Below are 23,426 nucleotides of genomic sequence, written 5' to 3' on the forward strand. Positions count from 1 at the left end.
TCAGCTCCACAGAAAGGTAATTCTATGATAAAAGTTGAACAACTGTCCTTCTCCTTTCCGCAAAAGGAGCTATATACAAACATCTCGTTCACGCTCGAAGAGGGGCAGCACTGCGCTTTCATCGGAACAAGCGGCAGCGGGAAAAGCACACTAATTGATATCCTGATGGACCCTGACCGGTACTTGTTCGATGGCAGGCTAGAGATGGAGCCCGGCTGCAGCATCGGGTATGTAAGCCAGTTCGCCCAGCCGGACACCTCTGCGGATACAACCGTTTTTGAATACATCGGGGCATCCTTCATTAAGCTCCAGAACGAAATCGAGTCGATCTGCTCTGAAATGGAAACGTCATCCGACATAGAGCCGCTGCTGGACAAGTATCAATTGGCGCTGGACGCCTTTGATGCCATGGGCGGGAATGATTTCGAGAGCAACATTCATAAGCAGCTGAATCTGGCTAATCTCATGAAGCGAAGAGATCTGAAGGTATCCGATCTGAGCGGCGGGGAATTCAAGCTGGTTCAAGTCATGAAGGAAATGCTTAACCGTCCCGACCTGATGATCATGGATGAGCCTGATGTATTCCTCGACTTCGATAACCTGAATGCGCTCAAGCAGCTGATTAATTCCCACAAAGGCATCCTGCTGGTGGTCACGCATAACCGGTATCTGCTGAATCATTGCTTCAACAAAATTATTCATCTGGAGAACATGGAGATTCAGGAGTACGACGGGCGGTATATCGAATATAACTTCTCCCTGCTTCAGACCAAAATCGAGCTGCAGGAGCTCACTCTCGCTGAAAAGGAAGAAATTGAGCGAAACGAGAATATCATCGACAACCTTAGAGCTATCGCCACTTATAATTCAGAAGCCTCCCGGGGGAGAGCACTGAAGGCCAGAGTGAAATTTCAGGAACGGCTGGAAGCGCGCCGGATTAAAGCACCCTTCGTAGATATTAAGCAGCCGGAGATCCATTTTGGAATAGATCATGATGTTCAGGACCTCACGGTGTTGAAGGTCGATCAGTATAGAGCCGCCTATGATGAGCTGCTGCTCGACAAGGTGAGCTTTGAGATGAAGTCTACGGATAAGGTCGCCCTGATCGGTCCCAACGGTACCGGCAAAACGACGTTGCTGCGGGATATTGCCAACAACCATCCGGATTCTATTACGCTCCATGCGGATGCGAAAGTCGCTTACCTCTCTCAGCTTCAAGGCGAAGTGCTGAAGGATTCCAATACCCTGCTTGAAGAATTCATTGATGCCGGGATGTCCACTTATGATGAGATCCGGGCGCATCTTGCAGGCTATGGCTTTGAAAGGGAAATCCTCAACCAGCGCATAGAATCTTTATCCGGCGGCGAGAAAAATCTGCTTCAATTGGCTAAGGTTGCTGTCAGTAATGCAGACCTGTTGCTCCTTGATGAGCCGACCAGCCATTTAGACACCTACACCCAAATCGCACTGGACCAGGCCATCCAGGACTACAAAGGTGCGATTCTCATGATCTCCCATGATTTTTATTCAGTGGTCAACGGGATGGATTATGTGCTGATCATTGATGATAAGACTGTTAGAAGAATGACGATCAAAAAGTTCAAAAAGATGATCTATGCCCGGCATTTTGATAAGGACTATCTGGAGCTGGAACAGCAGAAAAAAGCATTGGAAACCAAAATCGAATTGGCTCTAAAAGCTACTGATTTCGAGCTTGCCCAAAGTTTGATGGATGAGCTGGAGGCGCTGATTAAGCTGCTGTAGACGGGTCTGGAAGACTTATAATATCATAGCGGAGGTTCGGGCAAGACAGTGCACCGGCCCGCCCAAGTTTGCAGAGTCAGCCTTTGGCGGCTCTGTTTTGCTGTGTGCTTCCCTTGTTCGCCCTATGCATTGACAGCAGCGAAAAAAAATCGTTAAACTGGACATATCGCTTGGATCACAGCAGGGGGCAATCAGACATGAAGAAGCTTCTTCTATATCTGCATAAAATCCGTTTCAAAATGTTCGTAATCATTCTTGCCTGCATGCTGACGGTTGCGCTGTCCATCAGCCTGATTGCCTACAGGTATATTACAGACCTTCTGACCGAGAAACAGATGAGCCAGATGAAATCCTATGCCGACCGGCAGTTCGAGCAGCTGGAACGGATTATGTCAGACATCAGAGCCCCGCTGGGACAACTCGCCGGAAAGCTGGCCGAGACCGACCAGTCCAGCGAAGCTGTAAAGGGCGTGCTCCGGATGTACCAGTACTCGGTGTATCCTTTTTCAAGAGGCATGTATTTCATTGCCCCCGATTATTCCATTTATGAAACTGCACAGACCACCGTGCTGCCTGATGCCCTTATGAATCAGCTTTTTGCCGGAGCAAGGTCCTCCTGGACCTCCTTGCAGACCTACGGCCCCTACCAATCCGAGAACAAAGGCCTTGTGCTCACCATTGCCGTAACCGTTTACAGAGGCATGGATGTTCAAGGAATACTGGCAGCCGACATTGACCTCCTGGCCATCAACGAGCTGATCACCGGTATGAACCCGTCCCCGACAACGTCCACTTTGCTGTTCAACCGGGACCTGCAGCCGATCCTCAGCTCGGTCAAGGTCAGGCAGGATGAATACAGCGGTCTGTTTCCCCAGATTCAAAGCTTTCTTCTGCATAACGCGGACGGTGTCCTCCCCCTCTATAATGATCACGAAGAGTTCGTGGCGCTATTTGGCGGTCCCAATTCACAGGGCTGGCGGCTGGTCAGCTTTGTCGATAAGCAGGATATTCTCGCACCTGTCACCCGGCTCCGCTATTATGCCATCTACCTGGTTCTCTTCTTCATCCTGCTGTCACTGATTCTCTCTTTCCTGCTCGCCCGTTACATTGACGGCCCCATCTCCGGCCTTATCCTCCAGATGCGGCGGATCCAGAAGGGCAACCTCGGGCTGCGCGTCCAATTGAAGAGGAAGGATGAATTCCGTACCCTGGCAGATTCCTTCAATATTATGCTGGACCATATCGGTGAGCTGATTGATGACAAGCTGCGGACGGAGAAGCTGAAGAAGCAATATGAGTTCCGTGCCTTGCAGGCTCAGATCAATCCGCATTTTCTCTATAATACCCTCAATTCTATTAATGCCCTGGTCGATCTGAAGCGGACGGATGAAATCGCCAAGGTTCTGCATGCGCTGGTGAATCTGCTGGAATATTCAATGGGCAAAGGGGAAGCATTGACCAGTCTGGAGAAGGAGCTGGAAGGGTTAAGACATTATCTCTACCTGCAGCAGATCAGGTATCAGCACAAATTCGAAGTCAGCATTGACGTTGACGAAGCGCTGCTGGACTGCAAAATCATGAAGCTGACCCTTCAGCCGATTCTGGAGAATGCCATATTCCATGGAATCCGGGACAAACGGCGCGGAGAGGGCCATATTACAGTGCGCGGCAGGCTATTCAACTCCAGACTGGTGCAGCTCTCTGTGGAGGACAACGGCACCGGAATTGCCCCGGAGCGTCTTGCCGGACTGCTGGACCCGCTAACGCCCCCACCTGCTGCTGCCGGAGACATCCCCCATTATTCTTCGATGGGCCTGCGGAATGTACACGAACGGCTGCAGTTGCATTTCGGTGAAGCTTATGGCCTGAAGATTGAGAGCGCAGAAGGCGCTGGTACGATAATCAACATTACCTTCCCGGCGGTGAGAGGAGAACAGACAGATGAGCAGTAATCCGGTTGTACTGGACAAAATCCGCTGTATCGTGGTGGATGACGAGGCGCTGATCCGGGAACGGTTCCGTTATGCTTATCCGCTGGAGGAGCACGGGTTCGAGATCGTAGGTGAAGCGGAGGACGGCGAAGAAGCGCTGGAGCTATGCAGACAGCTCAGCCCGGATATCGTCATAACAGATGTGGTCATGCCAAGGATGAACGGCCTGGAGCTAACGGGGCAGTTGAAGCAGCAGATGCCAAGGATCAAGGTCATTATTCTGTCCAGCTTCCAGGAGTTTGAGTTCGCCCGCAAGGCCGTGATGTTAGGGGCGCTGGGATATCTGCTGAAGGTAACCTCAGGCTATCAGGAGCTGCTCGAAATCCTGGACCAGGCCCGCAGCGATATTGAGGCTGACCGTGAAAAGATGCTGTTGTCCATTGAGGAGCGCAGGCAGCTCCAGGACAGCCAGCCGCTGCTCCGCAAGCAGCTTATACTGGATATCCGCAGCGGAACGGTCCATTCTCTGACCCGGCTTAGCGGGACATGCGATTATTTGCACTGGCAAAAACCGGCACCGGCCTTCGCCCTGGGAATGGTCAGTATTGACGGTTACAGCCGTCTGTCCCAGACCTTTCACCCGAAGGACCTCACACTGTTCAAATATGTAATGATGAGAATGATTGAGGAGCTTGCAGGGCAGAATGTCTCCTGCAATGTATTCGACTGGGACCCGCAGAGCATTGGTCTCTGGATACTGCTTCAGGAACCGGAGTGGCATGCAGAACAGCATAAGCTGTTCTATGAGAGCATCCTCCATCACGCCCGCAAATACCTGCCCTTTACCGTATCGGTCCGGGTAAGTGCCGTACATCCGATGGATGCTTCACCGGAGGCATGGCCGGCAGCATTCGGCAGTGCATTTGAAGAATTGGAGCAATTGAATGCCGTGTTGTTCTATCACGGTCATGGCGGCTATCATGAGCATGACGCAGCGTACGGAGCCGGGAAAGAGAATGCCCCTGCCCCGGTGAGCCCTTCTTCCCCTGATATTCCGGATAACCCGGAGCTTCCCGACCCTGCCGAACGGCTTGACGGACTGGACGATCCCTCCCACCTTCAGCGGCTGGTGCATGAGGAATACATCCGGCCCATCGTCCGGTTGAAGCCGGAGCCGCAGGTGCTGCTCCGCTGGATGAAGGAGCTCACCCTGCGCTGGACGACTTCCGACTCCCATTCCCGCAGCCGCTATCTCACCGGTACTGACGGTATCGAAACCATCCATGATACAGAGGAATTTCTGTTAAGTCTGTTCCTGTGGAGAGCGAGTGAGAGCCGCCTCTCCTTCGACCAGCCGGTGCAGCGCTCCGAAATCCGCAAGGCGCTGAGTTATGTAGCGCATCATTACCAGGAGCCCATCAGTGTGGCGGATGTCAGCGGGTACACAGCCATTAGCCCCAATTACTTCAGCCACCTGTTCAAGTCCCAGACCGGGATCAATTTCTCCGACTATGTCACCCGTTACCGGATTGAACGGTCCAAGCAATATCTTAGGGAAACCGATAAGCAGGTGGGTGAGATTGCCGAACAGGTCGGCATTCCCGATTATAAATATTTCGCCAGAATCTTCAGGCGGCTCACCGGCAAGACCCCCAGTCAATACCGGGAAGAGGAGGGTGCCTGGAAGGGCAAAAAGTAGTTTTTCAAACACGAAAGAAATCGCCCTCCTTTCATGTGGCTGGCCGGACGGCAGCGATCCTACTTTCGCCCCCAAATCCCTTCAGTCGTGCAAATCTTGAAGCCCAGCTTACCCAACCCAAAAGACAAAAAACCAGCGATCCCAATAACGGGAATCGCTGGTTTCTTAACGTTTGAAGCTTTTGAGAAATTTGATAGCTGAATGGTCAGTAGAATATTTACTTTAGGACTGCTCTTCGTTACCCGGTTATAATTCTACAAGGCGTCTCCTGCAACCAAGAGCTCAAAAACAGAGCCTGCGGCAAACAGCGTTCCATCCTTCGGCTTAAACGTAACGGAGGTCACGGCGGCGTTGTTCTTCCACCGGCCGCCGTACAAGGCCAGCCGTCCGCCGGAAGCGCCGATCAGGGACAGAATATGCTTATGCCGGTCAGTGTCGGCATGCCGGACAACGGCAAGCGCTCCGCAGCCGTACTGCCCGGCTTCCGCTTCACCGCCGGGGATAACCCCGATTTCATTATCGCTTTGCAGCGCCGTCTCATGAGTATGCTCACTGGCTGACGCCCGGCGGACAGCATAGCTGGCAGCGGAAGCATCACCGTTCAGCTCCATCAGCAGCCGGTCCTCTTTCCCGGCGCCATTGGTTCTGGCAACGGCCACCGCCCGCAGCCCTACAGCTCCTGCCGGAACCTGGAGCGTAACGGAGGCTTCGCCGGAGGCAGATACAACATGCCGGGCAGCCGGTACTTCAGATTTATAGGCGCTGATGATCGACCCGGGCAGATAATATTCCCCGCCTATGCCTGGGAAGTAATGGAGGTGATTCAGCGCGTCCGTGTTCCTTCTGCGGCCGTTCTCCTGGCTGACCGGATAGAAGACCTCTTCAAATTCGGCATGCTGGCTCATCCACGGCTTATGGAAGACGGTACTCCGGTACTCCGGGTACATGACGACCAGATTGCCGAAGGAATCCGCAGGGGCTGCAGCGGCGGTTGACCAGCCCACCCGCTTCTCCGTGAAAAATTCATCAATGATTTTATTGTCCGCTATCCCCTCACCGCCCAAACGCTGAATGGGATAATTGGCGGAGGCCGTATCATTATTAAGCTGCTGATAGACCCGGTCGCCCTGACGGGTGACCAGGTTCTGACTGGATCTTAGATGCATCAGCAGGAGCAGATGATTGGCATCTGAAGGCAGGGTGCCAAAGGTGAATTTCTTCGACCGTTCGTCAGGCAGACGGTCCGCAGCCAGCCGTGCCTCATCTACCGCATACAGGGTCACAATAGAACCGGCAGCCCACTGGTTGACGCCGCCGGGAACATTCTGCCAGGGCCGCAGGGTAATGGAACTGATAGCCGCCGTGCTCTCCCAGGCCCCCGAATGACGCTGCAATCTTGTCTCCAGGGAAGAGCCCATCGTCTGCCATAACTTCAGGTTGTCGGTGCGGAAGGCAAACGGAAACAGCAGATAGCCGCCTCCGTAACCGGCAGCTGCCGGAGGAACGTCCACACCCTGTGCAGCATTAATATTCGTAGTGCTTACTGTTGTTACTGCCGAGCCGGCCGCCGTGAATTCCCTGCGGTTATAGTGGCTGGCCGTATCGCCATTCAGAATGACCTCGCAGAATCTGCGCTCGGTGTAGGTCTGCGCGGCGTTCACCTCAACTACCAGATGGCGCGTGCCAGCAGGCACGAGGCTGGCCAGGGAAGTGAAGGTTACGGCAAGCTCCGGTGCACTCTCCACCCGGATTTCAGCAATACGGACAAGCGGCAGTGCAGAAAGAATAGTCATGAATAATCGCTCCTTTGGATTATAGGATGGATAACTTATGCTTGCTTGTTCAAAAACAGACTGCTTAGTGATCCGGCAGCCGGGCAGCAGCGGCCAGACCGGCGGTTATCTGGTCGGCAATGAAGGTATCCTCTGGATTCAGCCCGCTCCCCGCTTCCCCCGATAAGCCTTCCGGCCATACGTCATCCGCAATATAGGCAAGCGCAGCTGTATCAGGAATCCGGCCCTGCCTGCGCAGCTCTCCTACTGCCGGAACCATCAGCAGCTCACCTGAAGCTGCTGTACCGGCAGCTTCCTCCGGCCAGCGGATATCGAGGTATGCCTCCTCCGGATAATAACCCGGCCGCAGCCGCAGGAGCAGCCGGGAGGCGGTCCACAGCCAGGGGCTCCAGCGCCCGTCTGCCTCCTGTCCGAACGGCTCTGTACATGTGAGAACTGCCGTCAGCGTTCCCGGTGCCGCAGGGCGGGTACTCCCGTATCCACCCGCAGCCGGAACTAATTCTCCCGCATAAATGATGCAGCGCCCGTTCTTTGTAGCGAGCTCAACTGCCTGCCGCTCCCCTTCCTTCCATGACCTCAGGGTCCTGGCTTCATATAAGGCGCTTACTCCGGCTTCCTCCAAGAAACGGTCTGCTGCCAGTTGTGTCCGTACAGGCTCCAGCTGTGCACCGTTCCACGCCCCCTCCCTGCGGAGCAGGCGGATCAGCCTGCTGACCGCATGATCCTCCTGTTCTGCTGCCCCTTGGAAGGCAGTGACACGGCATCTCGTAACCTCTGTCAGCAGGGCACTGCCAGGCGCAAGCAGCACCACGCGCTTGCCGCGCAGGCCCAGGGCAGCCGCACAGATGACCGCTGCTGTTCCCGCCCCGATGACTGCAAGGTCGAAGGTTCCAAGCAGCGGGACAGCGGGCTCCTTGTCCAGCGTACCTGCTGCACTGCCGGGAATAAGGCGGGCAGCCGCATTGCGCACATACCCTCTTGAATCCGAGACTGAGGCTGCGGCAATATTCATACTCAGCTTGTCATCCTCCCCGGCCTGTGACAGAAATGCGGCGGCCCTAAGCTCCAGGCTCCAGCGGAGCGATTCAGGCCGGTCGCCGTGCATCCGGTAATCCTCCCCCAGTCCGGCGGACCCCAGCCAGGCCTTAACCGCAGCCGCCGCTTCTGCTCGCTGCTCCCTGCTTAGGAGCCGCAAGACGGAAGACAAGTAGTCCAGCAGAAAAGTGCTGTGCACAGCACCCGGCTGTTCCGCGAGGGCAATAACGGCCTCCTTCAGCCCGGCAGGGCTCCTCAGCATACGCAGGAGGACAAATGAAGCGACCCAGAAAGGCACACATTTCGGATGATTGCTGAGCTTGTTGCTGTCCCTTGCAGCTATAAGGCCAAGCAGATATGGCACAGGCTCCTCCCTGCCGAGCATCGCCAGCGTAATGGCTGAGCAGAAGGCGCCGCCGGCAGCCTCATCTTCGCCTTCAAGCTTGCCGGCCAGTAACGGGATGATCTCCGGGCCGCCGGCTGCGGCTGATGAACGGCCCAGCAGCCAGACCGCCTTCCAGCTCTCTTCCGTCCCGAGATAACCGGCAAGCTGCTCACTATACCTCACGGCCTTGTCCCCATCCAGCTCCAGACCGGCCAGATCCCCCTGCCTGAAGCGGAGATTCCGCCCTGTGCTCCGCTGCAGATCTTCTTGCTCCAGCACGCCGCGCTCTACCAGCCGCTTCTGCAGCAGGGAGCGGTCCAGTTGCCGGGGGGTGCAGTCCGCCTTCAGGCTTAACGCCGCTGCTACCCCGGCCGCTTCCCCGGTTTTGTGCATATCCTTCTGCATCCGTATCCCCATACTGACATCTCTTTCCGCTGACAAGGCACGCCCGGCCACCAGCAGCCGCTCCAGCCCTTTTGGCAGCAGCGCCCCATACGGAATATCGCACCAGAGCCCTTTGACGAACAAGCCCATGACTGCAATCCACAACTGGCTGAATTCACTCTCATTGCCTGTATCGAAGCCGTGATTGTCGAGATGAGAATAACTGCGGGCGATAACCTCCGGGGAGGGCCGGTCTTCGATGTAATCCCGCAGCACAATGGTTGCGTCCCCTTCAATAAGTCCGCCTTCCCTCACACCGAGCATAGAGGAGACGGCGAAATAACGCGCCCCCTGTTCAACTCCTTGCCTGACCCACTCCCTGCCGCGGATGAAGGCTCTCGATACGTCCCACGGATCATAAGGGTCTACCCAGCCGGCATCCAGATTGTCATAACCAATCTCGCCGTCCAGGACTCTGCGCGGGATGAACGAATAGTTATGATAGATGCCGTCCAGTTGACGGCCGTGCCGGAGCTTGCCGCCGGCCATGCGCACCAGATGGGCGTTGCCGGTGCTGTCGATGGTAACCCCGGCGCGGACTTCAAGCGGCCCGGCAGGAGTCAGAAGCAGCACACCTGCCACCCCGTCTGCTTCCTTGATCACCTCATAGACAACAGAATCCAGCCACACCCCGATTCCTAGTTCGCGGCAGAGGGCTGCGAGCACCACCCGCTTCGCGTCTGGATGGAAGCCCTTGGTCTTCCCGCCGAAGACTGCGGCTGCTTCTGCAGTCCGGCGGTCGATCCCTTCCTGCAGCCCTCCGGGAGACCCGTAGTAATAACGGTGGATTCCTCCCCGGGTAGCGACTCCGCCGAGTGCGGTATCGCTCTCAACCAGAATAACCCTGGCGCCTTCTTCGGCGGCCGCAATGGCCGCCACACAGCCGGCTGTTCCTCCCCCAACAACAAGCACATCCGCCTGCACTGCGTGTAACTGACTCATGTCCACACCTCCCGTTGCTTAGCCTTTGATGGAACCGGCCAGACCTTCAATGAAATACCGCTGCAGGAACAGGAATACGATGATAATCGGTACAACAGACATGACTGCTCCCGCCGCCAGTCCGGTCCAGTCCACGCTGTTGGTCCCGAAGAAGTTGTACATGCCGACCCCCAGCGTACGAAGCGACGGCTTGCTTAACGTAAAGGTCAGCGGGACAAAGAACGCATTCCAGGCCCCGATGAAGCTGAATATAGTCACCGTACCCAGGATCGGCTTAGACAGCGGCAGCATAATGCTGAAGAACATACGGAAGTAACCGGCGCCGTCAATCGTGGCGGATTCCTCCATCTCTTTGGGCAGCGAGGCGAAGTAGCCGACGAACAGCAGGATCGATACGATCTTGGACGGGCCGGACTCGGCCAGGATGACTCCCATCAGCGTATTGTTGAAGCCCAGTCCGACGATCAGCTCGAACAGCGGAAGAATAGTGAAGCCTTTGGGCAGGAACATCGAGATGATCAGCATCGTCATAATCAGCTTTTTACCAGGCATGGCACCTCTGCCCAGCGCATACCCCGCCATCGAGGTAATTACAAGTACGAGCATGACCACCGATGCAGTGACAATAACCGAGTTGAAGAAGTATTGATAAAAGTTAGCCAGCTCCCAGGCCCGTACGAAATTATCGAAGGTCGGCTCTTTGGGGATAATGTTAATCCCGCCCAGGAACATTTCACTTTGCGACTTGAAGGAGGAGGAGATGATCCAGATAAACGGATAACTCCAGATTAAGGTGAAGCCCAGCAGCAGGAGCTGGACGGGCAGTTGTCTGAGCAGACGGGTTAGCCGGTACATGGTTATTCCGCCCCTTTCGTGCCGGATCTGCGGGCATATTTGCCGGTCAGCACCTGGATAATGACTACTACGAGAACCGCCAGACTGAACAGAATGCCTGCAGCCGAGGCAAAGCCGTACCGGGAAGAGCCGCTCTCCGGCTCGAATGCATAACGGAAAATATAAGTCTGGACTACATCGGTAGCTTTGACAGGGCCGCCTTCGGTCATCGTGCGGACCAGATCAAACGGATCCAGATTGTTGATAAAAGTGAGCAGTGTAATTACAAGGCCAATCGGTGCGAGCATAGGAATGGTGATACGGAAAAAGCTCTGTATCCTGCCTGCCCCGTCAATTTTGGCCGCCTCATACAGCTCAGCCGGTATTGTCTGCAGCCCCGCAAGCCAGTAAATCATCGGTGTGCCGAAGCTTTTCCAGACCGAAACAGCCAGTAGTGTGGGCAACGCCAGAGCAGTAGATCCCAGAAAGTTAATCGGCTCGCTTATGATACCGGTGTTCAGCAGCATCTCGTTGACTGCACCGCCCAGCGGATTCAGCAAAATCGAGAAAATAACACCGATAACCGCCGTTGTTGAGATCACAGGCACAAACAGCAGCAGCCTGTAGATATTCCTCCCCGCCAGAAACTGGTTATTAAGAATCACCGCCACGACAAGCGCCAGCGGCATCTGGATCAGGACATGAGTCAGTGCGAAGAGGAAGGTGTTCATAAAAGCGTTCCAGAAGCCCGGATCGGCGGCCACTTCCCGGAAGTTGCCCAGACCTATGAAATCTGTCGGCCAGCCGATGCCATCCCAGTTGAAGAACGAATAATACCAGCTTGCGAGCATCGGCCATAAGGTGAAGGCGGAAAAGAACACCAGCATCGGCAGCACGAACAGGTAATGATAGCGGTGCTTCTTGATTTGTTTGAACAGCTCCGCCCTTCTGGAGAACGGAGCCTTGCCGGCGGGAGCAGGAATCGTCTGCTGTGGTGTGCCGTAGCCCATAATGTATTCACTCCTGTCTGTTTCTATAGGGTTTCCGGACCCTAAGCAGCGCTTATTCGATGATATAGTCCTGCATAGGGTCCCAATCCGGGTACTTCAGATCCTCTCTGGAGAAGGTAATACCGCCGTCGTTAGCCATCTTGATCTGCTCATCAATTACCTTGTTCGCCTTGGCATCATATTCCTCTGCGAGCGGAACCGGGTCTTCATTACTCATGACCGCCTTCAGGAAAACCTCCTGGATTTTGGGCTTCGGCATCGCGTCGCTGATGCTCTTCGAGAACTGGTCATAGTTCTGGTTGTTGGTATTCACCGCCGGTGCCATCCTGATCGTCTCATCCATCACCTTCACCATTTGCTGCATATCTGCCGACATCTCAATGCCTTCCATAGCTGCCGGCATCAGCACCAGCTCTTTGGCATATTCATAATTCGCCCGCTCGAACTCTTGCGAGCCCAGGAAGTCCAGCACCTTCCACGCCGCTTCCTTCACCTTCGACTGGGAGCTCATAGCATACCGCGGCTCGGCAATCGTTGGTGTATCCCGGTATCCGCTGCGGCCCGCATCTGGAACCGGCGCTGCCGCAATGCCCATATCCATGCCTTCGTTCAGCTTGCGGATTTCCTCCGCCTGCCAGGCTGCACCGATGAACATCGCCACTCGTCCGGCTGCGAATTGCTGATGCATCTGCGCTGTATCCCAGTTCTCCCAGCCCGGCGCCACAATCTTCTGTGCGTTCAGCTGGCGCAGGATCTCTACCACCGGTGTCGCTGACTTCGCCGAGAACTGTCCGCTCTTCAGGTTGATGATGGTATTGCCCTCGTATCCGATTACACCGCCTTCAAGCCCGGACCCCAGGCCGGACACGCTTAATCCGAACACCGCCGGAGCCTTGCCCATCATGGCAAAGCCGTATACCTGCCCTTTGCCTTCCTTCGTTATCTTCGTTGCCGCTTCCACGAATCCGCTGTGTGTCTTCGGGGGTTCACTGTAGCCGAACTGCTCCAGAATGGCCTTGTTGTAATACAACGGTCTTACTTTATCGAAGCGCGGGTCGCGGACCGGGACACCGATGATCTCCCCGTTCACCCGGGTCTGGCTGGTGCGGCTGAAGGAGCCTTCCGGGAACCGCGCCAGGAACGCATCATCCATATAGCTGTCCAGCGGTTCCACCCATTTGTTGTCGTAGACGGTTCTTGCCTGCGGCTGGCCGCCTTCGATGAAGAAGATATCCGGGCCTTCATTGGCGGCAAAAGACAGCTGAAGCGCATTGTTATACTGCTCCGTCGGGTTGGCGATGACCGTCACTTTGACGTCTGGATTCGCTTTCATGAAAATGTCCATTTGTTCCTTGTAAAAAGCCTCGTCCCCGGGTCTGGCTGAGACCATGGAGAAATTAACCTTCTGCACCACAGCAGCAGTAGCTGCAGGTGTGGCCGATGAACCGGCCGGAGCCGCCGTGCCGCTGCTTCCCGCATTGTTATTGCCGCCGCAGCCGGCAAGCACTCCTGTCAAGGCAAACATCGTGGTCAGCGTTCTCATCCATGAACGTTTTGTTGTCAATTGCATACACTCCCCTTTGGTAGGCTCGGTGATTGATGGAATCATTCTGTATTCTTACAGCCTTATTGTAGCAAGTACCGCAATTTCAGCGTATCCCATCCTTCTACGAACAGGGTGGATATATCTATCCACTTGATACGGTACGCCAAGCAGAAACGGCTATGCCGTCCCTTTAACGGGCAGCAACTGTTTCAGTGAAAAATAGAAGGATAAATTATCATGCAAAAAAGCAGTGTTTGCCCTGACAGGCAGACACTGCTTTTTTTATAGAGTAGACACGTATAGTGTATCCCCTCGAACGGCTACTCAGGCAAAGACAATATGCACCGTATGAATCTCATACGGTTTAAAATCAAGGCGGATCGCCGGTCCGTCCACCGCTTCTGTCTCCAGCGGGCGCTCCATCAGATCGCGCAGCTGCCAGGAGACGGCGGAATAATCGCTGCTGACATTCGCTGTGCAGCGTGTTCCTGTATACTCATGCAGCCTGACAATACATCCGCTGCCATCCTCCGCCAGCTTGACGGCATCGACGGCAATGTTCGGGGCATCGCAGGTGAGAAGTGATTTGCCGCTTCCGGCGGCATATCCTCCTTCTACGGCCAGGAGCGGATGATTCAGCGCCCAGGCCTCCTGCACCGTTCCCGCTTCCACCCAATCCCCCTGATGCGGAAGCAAGGCATAGGTGAAACGGTGCTCGCCCTGGTCGGCCAGCCGGTCCGGGCTGGTTGCCGATTTGATCAGCGACAGCCGCATCGTATGATCCTTGATATCGTATCCGTATTTGCAGTCGTTCAGCAGGCTGACGCCATAGCCCCGCTCCGACAAGTCGGCCCACTGGTGGCCCACACTCTCGAACCGCGCATAGTCCCAGCTCGTATTCCAGTGGGTCGGACGCTTCACATTGCCGAACTGAATATCATAGGTGGCTTCCGTTGCCCGCACGGCAACCGGGAATGCCGTCTTGAGCAGCTGGTGCTGTTCATGCCAGTCCACCAGCGTCTCGAAGTCCATCCGCGCGCTTCCGCTATAGACCTTGACCTTCTGGATAATCGTGGAATCCATGTACTTCCAGGTGAACTCCAGCACTGCCTGCAGCGGGCCGCATTCGGTCAGCTTGACGGAGCGCAGATCGGTGACCACCCGCATTTTCTCCTGATAATACAGATCAATATCCCAGGCATCGAACATCTTCGGCTTATCTTCAAATACCTGCAGCACGTTGCCGCATTCACCCGGTGCCAGCACCTCGCGTGCAGCGCTGCGGTCGAAGATCCGGCTAAGCTGACCAGCCTCATTCCACTCCAGAATATAGTGAGGAGTGGTTAATGTTGAATCCTGATGACTAAAGGGAACAGACTGCTCCCGGCTCTCTCCCGGTACACCGCCCGCCGTAGCTGTGATCACTGCACTGCCCATCGCCGGTACCGCAGCCGTCTCGACCAGCCAATGACCGCCGGAGCGCTGGACTGGCAGGTAATTCCCCGCGGCATCTGTCCAGGTGACGTTCTCTGCGCTGTGAGGAATGGCTGCCAGCCTGGTGCCTGCAAAGAAGGCACTGTTAAAGACCGTATATTCCCTGTGCAGCGGGGCATCTGCCGGCTCAGCAGATGAGGCGAGGCCGACAGGGCCAGCGTCCTCCGGCTCAGCAGATGGAGTGAGACTGACAGGATCAGCGTTCTCCGGCTCAGTAGATGGGGCGAGGCCGACAAGGCCAGCGTTCTCCGGCTCAGCAGATGGGGCGAGGCCGACAAGGCCAGCGTTCTCCGGCTCAGCAGATAGGGCGAGGCTGACAAGCCGCGCAGCCGCAGCATCCCTTGCCTCCAGACCAAGCTGCTCTGCTTCCGCATATTCCACCCGTGAATCCTGATACACCTCATGAATCGAGGAGCCGGGAATAATATCGTGGAACTGGTTGCGCAGAATAATCTGCCAGCCTGCCAGCAGCGATTCCACAGGATATTGCGTGAATCCGCCGCTCTCCGCCGCCCATAGCATTTGCAGCCACTCCGCTTCACGGTACAATAGCTCCAGCTTGCGGTTCATTCTTTTATTATAGGCCTGGCTGGTATAGGTCCCCCGGTGATACTCCAGATATAGCTCCCCGTCCCAGGTATGCACATATTGATCGGTGCCCTCTATGGTTTCATGGAGCCGTTCGAAATATTCCGCCGCCCGCCCCGTCTTCACCTGGGGAAGACCCGGCATCGTATCCAGCCTCCGCCGCATCTCCAGCATCTCGCGGTTGACACCGCCGCCCCCGTCCCCGTAACCATAGGACAACAGCAGTTCTCGGTTCAGGTTCTTGTCACGGTACTGGTCCCAGATGCCCTGCACAGAGAAGGGCTCGATCAGGCCGTTATACGTATAATACCAGGCACCCGATTCAGGCCCCTCCGGTGTGGTGATGAAATGGGTCAGCACCTCGCTGCCGTCAATTCCTCTCCACTGGAACGTATCATGCGGCATCCGGTTGTATTGGCTCCAGCTGATCTTCGTCGTCATGAAGGTGTCAATACCCGACTTGCGCAGAATCTGCGGCAGCGCCCAGCTATAGCCGAACACATCGGGCAGCCACAAATATTTGCAGTCCACTCCAAACTCCTCGCGGAAAAACTTCGTCCCGGACAGAATCTGGCGCACCAGTGACTCCCCACTGGTCAGATTGCAGTCCGCTTCCAGCCACATCGCCCCTCCGGCTTCCCAGCGCCCTTCCTCTACCCGCTCTTTAATCTCGCTATAAATCTCCGGGTAATCCTGCTTAATATACGCATAGAGCTGAGGCTGGGTCTGCAAAAAAACGTATTCCGGGAACTGCTTCATCAGGCGCAGTACGGTCGAGAAGGAGCGCGCCGCTTTCTCGCGGGTGTGGGTAAGCCGCCATAACCAGGCCACATCAATATGTGTATGGCCGATGGCTGTTACCGTAACCGGATGCTCCTGCTCCAGCCGGGCCAAGGCTTCCAGCAGGCTCTTCTCGGCCTCCTGGACGGAAGCATAGAACTCAGCGCTTCCGGGTCTGGACCAGTCCAGCATATTGAAGGCACGGTTCAAGGCCATCAGCAGCTCTTGCTTCTCCACCTGGCTCTCTTGAAGCTGCTTGAAGGTGCCGATCGCCGCTCTGCCGGTATAATACAGATTGTCAGCTGATTCATCCAGATAAGCCAGCTCCGCCCGCTTGATTTTGTGTTCCTGGGGAATCAGCTGGCCGTCCCCGTTCAGACCCGACCATAAGCGGAAAGTGAAATCCAGCTCCCTGCCGGCCGCATCGTCTTCAAGAAACACCTCCTGATGGTTCGAGTCCACCCCCTGATACGGCTTGCCGTCGAGGAACAGCAGAGATTCGAACCCGCTGTTGTTGCCCCCGCCCGTGCGGCCGAAATCGAACAATCCTACAATACGTCTGCCCTGCCAGTCAGCAGGAATCGTTATCTTCCTGTGCAGCCACAGGTAGACATCACTTCCGGTCCAGTACTCCCCCGTCCGGAGCTTCTTCTCTCCTGCAAGAGTGGAGGGATAGACACCGTTCTCTCCCTCCAGATCCTCAGTAACCTGCCATTCATCAAGCGCAATCCGCTCACGGTACCGGTAACCCTCCAGCTCTCTCAACCGTGCAGCCAGCTTCTCTTCTGTCCAGAACATCTTCATTCTCATTCTCCTCCCATATATAACACGTGTTATTAAACGAGCAAAAGGAAGGTGCTAACTTGCACCAGATCTGCACCTGATGCCCACTTCCGGCGGATTGAGGTGCACTTCTGCTCCTCATTTCCGCCTGATGCTCGCTTTTGCCGGATTGAGGTGCACTTCTGCTCCTCATTTCCACCTGACGATCACTTTTGCCGGATTGAGGCGCACTTCTGCTCTTCATTTCCACTCCCAGTCCACTTATTGGCACTTTCAGTGGGACTTATCCCTCTCATTTCCGCTCCCAGCCCGCTTTCGGCGCTTTCAGTGGGACTTATCCCTCTCATTTCTAGTTCCAGACCGCTTTTGGCGCTTTCAGTGGGATTTATCCCTTTCAGTTCCGCCTTTAGCCTAATTCCAGAGGATCCCCTCCACCTAAGAAGGGGTGGCACCTAGTAGACTATAGTAGCTTCAGTCCATCCAGCGCGGCTCCTGCTGCAATGCTATAGTTGCTGCCACCGTGCTGCAAGCGCGTTTACGCGCTTTCTCCTGCCCGCAGTACCGCAGGCAACCAAATTTTGTCCAACTGTACTTTCGCGCCGTCCCTGTCCACCCGCACTCTCTCGCTGCCCACGCTCATCTGCGTATGCAGGCAGCGCACGGCCTCCTCTCCCATACTGACGTATGGAATTTCTACGCAGCTTAGGGACGGCAGGCTCAGCCGGTGGCCTTGAATCGTATTATCTGCCGCCATTAGCCGCAGGTCTTCACCAATCCGCAGGCCCAGCTTATGAGCCGCGCGGTACAGGTCGGGAATCGCACTCGACCAATTGACCAGGAGCGGCGCATAGGGCTGTCGACTATCCCGCACCAGCTCCCGATGACTATCCCGCTCCAGCTCCTGACGACTATTCCGCACCAGTCCCTGACGACTATCCCGCGCGAGTCCCTGCCCGCCATCCGGCGCCAGCCTCTGCAGGCACTCTGTCCATCCATCGCCATGTTCCTCCAAGCGAATCACAAGCGGCTCGAATCCATGTGCGCTGCACCAGCCCGTGTAGGCCTCGCGCCGGTTCCGCTCCGCCCAGTTATCCTCTTCAAGCTCATGGTATACCTCGGCGTAGACCGGCCCTAAGTGCTGTGGTGTACCCTCCCGCATTAAATAATTCAAAGCGGTCTCCACACTGCCTGAATAATCAGCGAGTACTGAGTACACCCCGGGTACCTCGGCATATCCCTCGACGGAGACATAAGGGATTCCGGCGCTATTTATGCGGGATGCCCACTCCTCATCCTGGTAGCTGGTATGATCCAGGGTCACAATCCCGTCGATCTTTCGACGATGATACAGCTCCAGCAGCTCGGCCCTGCCCTCAGCGTTCCCCTTATGGCGCGGCGAGCAGAGCAGAATATGATACCCGCTCTGTTCACACTCCCGCTGCATGCCTTCCAGCAGCCGGGTGAACAATGGATGACGGGTATCTCCATAAGCGGCTAACGTCATGCTTCTTCCAGTCTTCATGCTGCGCGCTCCGGCGTCCACATGGTAGTTCAGCTCCCGGATGGCTTCCAGCACAGCTTCGCGGGTATCTGCTCCAACCCCTATGCCCGGCGTATTATTCAGCACCGCAGAGACTACACTGCGCGACACTCCCGCCCGCTTGGCTACATCAAAGCTGGTTACTCTTTTTTTGCCCATATTAGCACCTCGGAGAGATTATAACACGTGTTATAAAAATTTGTATAGCGCTTTCTTCCAGCCAGTCTTATATCCTGCCTTATATCCGTTCTTATATCCCGGTGGAAGAAATTCATCAAGCTAAGGCATACCCAAAAGAATGCCCCGCAGCCATGAATAATCAATCATTCATGGCTGCGGGGCACCCGCGTGCTGTCCGTGGAAGACCTTCCTGAAGCACCGGTCCTGCTTCCTTTGTGTGCGCTACTCTCTTCCGCTTGGCAGCTGCTTATTTCTGCAGCTCCTGATCCTTTTCCTTCAGCAGGTCAGCGTATTCTTCCTTATATTGCTCCAGCTTCTGCTTGAGCTCGGCATTGCCTGGACTCGCTTTCAGCAGACTGCTGGTAGTCAGGATATTACTGACAACGGAGTCAATCCTGGCGTCGATCAGCTCAATTTTGCTTTTGGATACATTCAAGGCAGGATCAGGTGTACTCACCGGCACAGGACCGACCAGGGAGCTCTTCTCGTCGGATAACGGAGGGGCCGATCCCTTTTTATCATCCAGACTGATCGTTTTGCCCGCTACTGTTACCTGGAATCCGGCCAATTCGCCGATTGCGCGAACAGGCGCATAGCTTTTGCCGTCAATGACGATGGCCGAATCGGCCAGTTTTTTGCCGTACACCTTCACGATATACTCCGCCTGAATGGCCTTTCCTACAAGCGTTGCAGAAGCGCCCAGCGCCTGCGCACCCACCATCAGTATCGCTCCGGCAATGAATCCGGCCGCAATCTTTTTCATAAGAAATTCACTCCCCGTAGAAGACTATAACTATCATTCTATCATCTTACAGCCGCTAATGCTGTCATTTGCTAATAAATCAGCTTATACCAGATTTTCCCAGCAGACTGGTGATAGAAAGAGTAAGACGCCTTATCCGTCAGATCAGGCAATCTTGAGGATTGACAACTCTCTTGTTCCTCTCTATTATAATTAAATGAGAATGATTATCATATTCATTTAAGCCATTAAACACCCCAAAGGAGCCTCACCTATGCCAACTATCAAGAAATTGTTTCTTCCGTTAACCCTGCTTCTCTTGGCATTCATTCTGGCCTCCTGCGGCCAGCCGGATAACACGACAACCGCTGCTCTAACTGCCACCGCAACAAGTGAAGCAACCGAATCTCCTGCGGCCAACCCGTCTACAGCGGAAGTTGTGGCCACAACGCGGACGTATACGGATTACAAACAACGGAAGGTCGAAATTCCCGCCCATCCCCAGAACATCGTGTATGTCGGCAGCAATCCGGGTGATCTGCTTGCGCTTGGGGTCAAGCCTAAGGGAGCTTCACTTAGTGTCATCGGGACACAGGTTGCTTACCCCGATCTGCTCGAAGGTATTGAAGATATCGGCTATCCTTTCTCACCTGAGAAGATCCTTGCCTTATCCCCGGACCTGATCATCTTCGACGACTGGGATGAAGCCGGGATTGAAGCATTAAGCCAGATTGCACCAACCGTGGTTGTTGGACTTGACGGCACCTTCCCGACCGAAGAACGTGTCCGTCAAATCGCTGATTTGTTCGGCCGCACTGCACAAGCGGATACCTGGTTCAATAATTATAACGCGAAGGTTGCCTCCGTGAAGAAGCAGCTCAACCTGACGGAAGGCGAAACCGCCACCTCTCTGCTGGTGCTTGGCTCCGACCTGTACATCATGGGCAACAAAGGCTTGAACGAAACGCTGTACGGTCAGCTCGGATTCAAGCCTGGTGAAGGCGTACAGAAGCTGATTGATGCCAATGAACGGTTCGCAACTATCTCCGATGAGGTACTGACGCAATATATAGGCACGCATATGTTCATCCTGACGGACACCAGCAGCAAGACGGTTACGAGACAGACAGCGCTTATGGACAGCGGCCTATGGCAAGCCATTCCTGCCGTCAAGGAAGGCCGTGTGTACACGCTCGACAGCAAGTATAACTTCGACGACCCGATCACGCTTGACCGGCTGCTGGATGAAATCGCGGATATTTTTAGCAGCAAGGGCACCCAGTAAGCTTCTAACCGCGATCTGAGGAAAAGGGATGCCCCGGGCCATACGACGGCTGCGGGGGCATCCCTTTGGTATGAGCAAACCAGCTTAGCTTGAAAATCTTGCAGCTTCTTCTCTGTCCGGGCCAAGCGCTGACAATATCCGCCCGCACAGCTCCATCGTCTGTACATTATCCCGTCCGCTGGAGAGCGGTGCTTGCCCCTTCCGGCAGCAATCCATGAAATGCTCCATTTCCCCCACAAAACCGCGAAGGTATAAGTCCCTAAGGCCGCCGGACATTGCAGATGCCGAAGATGTCAGGATGGTATCCTCTTCAGCCAGCGATTGCCAGGGCAGTGTGCTGCCAGCGTATGATCTGTGGATCGTGAGTCTGTTCATCTCATCAGCCGCGGCAAAGCCTTCGTCAAACGTAACCAGCACGCTCTCGCTCTCCCTGGACCAGGCACTCATGCCGGAGAAATAGATACTGCCCACCACACCGCCGGCACACTTCATGGAGAGGCTCATCGAGATATACTCCCCGCTGCTGCCTGACATGCCTGACACCTGAATAACCTCCCCGAACAAATAACGGATCAGATCAACCATATGAATAGCCGCAAGCTTAATGAACTGTTCCTCATCCTTGCAGAAGGGGGTACTGTCCACTGCGAATTTCACCTGAAAAGATCTGGCGGCACCCAGACTTTCCTGGTCAATCAGCTGCTTCAATTTCATATAGACCGGGGCATACCGCTTCATAAAACCTACCATCAGGACAACCCCGGCTTGCTCCGCAGCCTCTGCCAGCCCCAGCGCCTCCGCTGCATTCCAGCCCAGCGGTTTGTCTACATAGACATTTTTGCCGGCCCGGAGACAGTCCAGCACAAGGCAAGGCTGATCCCCGGGCTGGGCCACAACCACAACTCCGTCACAATCTTCATTCTCCAGCATGGCCGTATAATCCTCATAAGGTCTGCCGCTGCTGCCAAAACGCTGAAGCGCCGCTGCCGAACGCTCCAGACTGCGGGTTGCAACGGCCTGAATCTCCGCCTTCGCTTCCACCGCCGCAGGATAGATATTCGTGGCGGCATGGAAGCCTGCCCCGATGAAACAAAGCTTGGTGGTATTCACTGGCTGAATCACTCCTCTTGGCATATAACTTCGTATTTGCCTTCATCTTAACGCAGACGGCCGCCTAAAAAAAAGGACAGGCGTCCTATCCCTAGGAGTACCTGTCCTTGTCGTTGTCTCAGTCCTTGTCCTTGTTCCCTTCCTTGCCTCACTATTGTCCCCTATACCTGCATCTCACTCAGCTTCAGCGAAACCGCGCTTTTCGGAGCCATGGAGAAGGTCAGCACCTCTTCCCCCTGGAGCTTCACGGCTACAGTCTCTTCCGCTTCTCCATCGTTGAACAAGACTACCGCAACCGATCCGTCCCTGTTGCGGAAGGCAACGGAGCGCAATTGTTCATGGCTGGCGGTGGTCCCGAGACGCAGCGCCCGGGGCCGGATGACTTTGCTGAAATGGGCCAGCGCATAATAGTCCAAGGTATACGTAAGCTCCCTGGTCTGCTGGTTGACCGTCACCACCCCGCGGCAGGTGCTCTTGCCGAAGCCGGGAACGGCCGGGCCGTTCTGTTCATCCAGCGCCATATTCCAGAGTACGAACGACTTGCTGTGATTCCGCAGGATCTCTATCCCCGTACGCATCACGTTGGAGAAGGCCTGCTCAAACGGCGGAATCCACTCCCCGCCGGAGCCTTCGGTGAAATGCACCTCTGTATCCGGGTAAGCCGCCAGCACTTCCGATTGTGCAGCCGGAGCGCCTCCGTACCAGTGCCAGGCTACGCCATCCACTTCAGCTTCTGCCTGCTCAAGAACAGTCAGCGGATAGTCCGGCCGGTCCCAGTTGTGATCGTAGCAGAAGATCTTCGTGTTCAGCCCGTGCTTCCTGAAGCTTGGCTTCAGCTCTCTCTGGATGAACTCCCGCTGCTCCTCCGGCAGCATCAGCATACTCGGATAATGATGCGGTTCATAGAGCGGCTCATTCTGCACGGTAACGGCATAGATAGGCAAACCGTGAGCCGCGAAGGCCTGAATATAACGGACAAAATAATCGGCATACACCCGGTAATTCTCCGGCTTCAGCTGCCCGGCGATCATCGAGCCGCTGGTCTTCATCCAGCCCGGTGCGCTCCAGGGCGAAGCCATCAGCTTGATCTCCGGATTCAGCTTCAGCGCCTGCTGTAATAACGGAATAATGTCTGCTTCATCATGGGCGATCGAAAAGCGTTCCAACGAAGGATCGGTCTCCTGTTCCGGCAGATCATTATAGCTATAGACCGATCTGGCATAATCCGACGCCCCCATGGGATTCCGCAGGAAGGACAGGCCGATGCCCTCCTGCGCATGAAACAGCTTGCTCATGACCTCTGTTCTTTGTGCTTCGTCAAGCACCTGATGGATCAGATAGGCAGCCGAATCGGTGAAGGATGCCCCGAAGCCATCCATCTCCTGATAAGTCTGGCCGGCATCAATCTCTACGGTGACCGTAACCGCTTCAGCAGCTGGCTGCGGCAGCTCTGCTGTGGATTTTTCCACAAACAGCTCATCTTCTCCGCTGGACTGGTACATGATAATATCCCGCATGTTCTTTCCCTCCCTCCTGCGCCT

14 protein-coding genes are annotated in these 23,426 nt (G+C 55.3%); 4 read left to right on the forward strand and 10 right to left on the reverse strand.

Going from position 1 to position 23,426, the window contains the following annotated elements:
- Positions 1-24: 24 nt before the first annotated feature.
- The 3 genes from HQN87_RS07045 (at position 25) to HQN87_RS07055 (ending at position 5,394) form a co-directional block, all read left to right on the forward strand.
- Positions 25-1,764: an ABC-F family ATP-binding cassette domain-containing protein gene (locus HQN87_RS07045; RefSeq protein WP_173129801.1), complete on the forward strand. Its 1,740-nt coding sequence runs from the start codon at positions 25-27 to the stop codon at positions 1,762-1,764.
- 197 nt (positions 1,765-1,961) lie between these two features.
- Positions 1,962-3,716, forward strand: a complete 1,755-nt coding sequence (locus tag HQN87_RS07050; protein WP_173129804.1) for a cache domain-containing sensor histidine kinase — start codon at positions 1,962-1,964, stop codon at positions 3,714-3,716.
- The gene (locus HQN87_RS07055; protein ID WP_173129807.1) at positions 3,706-5,394 is read left to right on the forward strand and encodes a response regulator; all 1,689 of its coding nucleotides are present in this window, start codon (positions 3,706-3,708) and stop codon (positions 5,392-5,394) included. Before HQN87_RS07050 ends, HQN87_RS07055 begins: the two co-directional genes overlap by 11 nt.
- 254 nt (positions 5,395-5,648) lie before the next feature.
- Here the strand turns inward: HQN87_RS07055 and HQN87_RS07060 are convergent, their stop codons facing one another.
- The 8 genes from HQN87_RS07060 to HQN87_RS07095 form a co-directional block, all read right to left on the reverse strand.
- Positions 5,649-7,187 carry a hypothetical protein gene (locus HQN87_RS07060; protein WP_173129810.1) on the reverse strand — a complete coding sequence of 513 codons (1,539 nt, stop codon included), beginning with the start codon at positions 7,185-7,187 and terminating at the stop codon, positions 5,649-5,651.
- Between the two features lie 64 nt (positions 7,188-7,251).
- The gene (locus tag HQN87_RS07065) at positions 7,252-9,993 is read right to left on the reverse strand and encodes an FAD-dependent oxidoreductase (RefSeq protein ID WP_173129815.1); all 2,742 of its coding nucleotides are present in this window, start codon (positions 9,991-9,993) and stop codon (positions 7,252-7,254) included.
- A gap of 18 nt (positions 9,994-10,011) precedes the next feature.
- Complete coding sequence (locus tag HQN87_RS07070) at positions 10,012-10,848, reverse strand: carbohydrate ABC transporter permease (protein ID WP_173129818.1); 837 nt, start codon at positions 10,846-10,848, stop codon at positions 10,012-10,014.
- A 2-nt stretch (positions 10,849-10,850) separates the two neighbouring features.
- Complete coding sequence (locus HQN87_RS07075) at positions 10,851-11,837, reverse strand: carbohydrate ABC transporter permease (protein WP_173129821.1); 987 nt, start codon at positions 11,835-11,837, stop codon at positions 10,851-10,853.
- Between the two features lie 52 nt (positions 11,838-11,889).
- Entirely contained in the window at positions 11,890-13,401 is a 1,512-nt protein-coding gene (locus HQN87_RS07080) for an ABC transporter substrate-binding protein (RefSeq protein ID WP_173129824.1), read from the reverse strand.
- A gap of 306 nt (positions 13,402-13,707) precedes the next feature.
- Positions 13,708-17,043: an alpha-mannosidase gene (locus tag HQN87_RS07085; RefSeq protein WP_173130178.1), complete on the reverse strand. Its 3,336-nt coding sequence runs from the start codon at positions 17,041-17,043 to the stop codon at positions 13,708-13,710.
- Between the two features lie 520 nt (positions 17,044-17,563).
- Positions 17,564-18,727 carry a LacI family DNA-binding transcriptional regulator gene (locus tag HQN87_RS07090; protein ID WP_173129827.1) on the reverse strand — a complete coding sequence of 388 codons (1,164 nt, stop codon included), beginning with the start codon at positions 18,725-18,727 and terminating at the stop codon, positions 17,564-17,566.
- Between the two features lie 268 nt (positions 18,728-18,995).
- Positions 18,996-19,511 carry a hypothetical protein gene (locus HQN87_RS07095; protein ID WP_173129830.1) on the reverse strand — a complete coding sequence of 172 codons (516 nt, stop codon included), beginning with the start codon at positions 19,509-19,511 and terminating at the stop codon, positions 18,996-18,998.
- Positions 19,512-19,764: 253 nt separating this feature from the next.
- Here HQN87_RS07095 and HQN87_RS07100 point away from each other — a divergent pair, with 253 nt between their 5' ends.
- A complete protein-coding gene (locus HQN87_RS07100) occupies positions 19,765-20,775 on the forward strand; it encodes an ABC transporter substrate-binding protein (protein ID WP_173129833.1) in 1,011 nt (336 codons plus the stop codon).
- 84 nt (positions 20,776-20,859) lie between these two features.
- Here the strand turns inward: HQN87_RS07100 and HQN87_RS07105 are convergent, their stop codons facing one another.
- Both HQN87_RS07105 and HQN87_RS07110 read right to left on the reverse strand, forming a co-directional pair.
- Positions 20,860-21,885, reverse strand: a complete 1,026-nt coding sequence (locus HQN87_RS07105) for a Gfo/Idh/MocA family protein (protein ID WP_173129836.1) — start codon at positions 21,883-21,885, stop codon at positions 20,860-20,862.
- A gap of 161 nt (positions 21,886-22,046) precedes the next feature.
- Positions 22,047-23,402 (reverse strand): glycoside hydrolase family 30 protein, encoded by a 1,356-nt coding sequence (locus tag HQN87_RS07110; protein ID WP_173129839.1) that lies wholly within the window; start codon positions 23,400-23,402, stop codon positions 22,047-22,049.
- Between the last annotated feature and the right edge of the window lie 24 nt (positions 23,403-23,426).

It is taken from the genome of Paenibacillus tritici (assembly GCF_013204885.1).
Taxonomy (GTDB): domain Bacteria; phylum Bacillota; class Bacilli; order Paenibacillales; family Paenibacillaceae; genus Paenibacillus_AQ; species Paenibacillus_AQ tritici.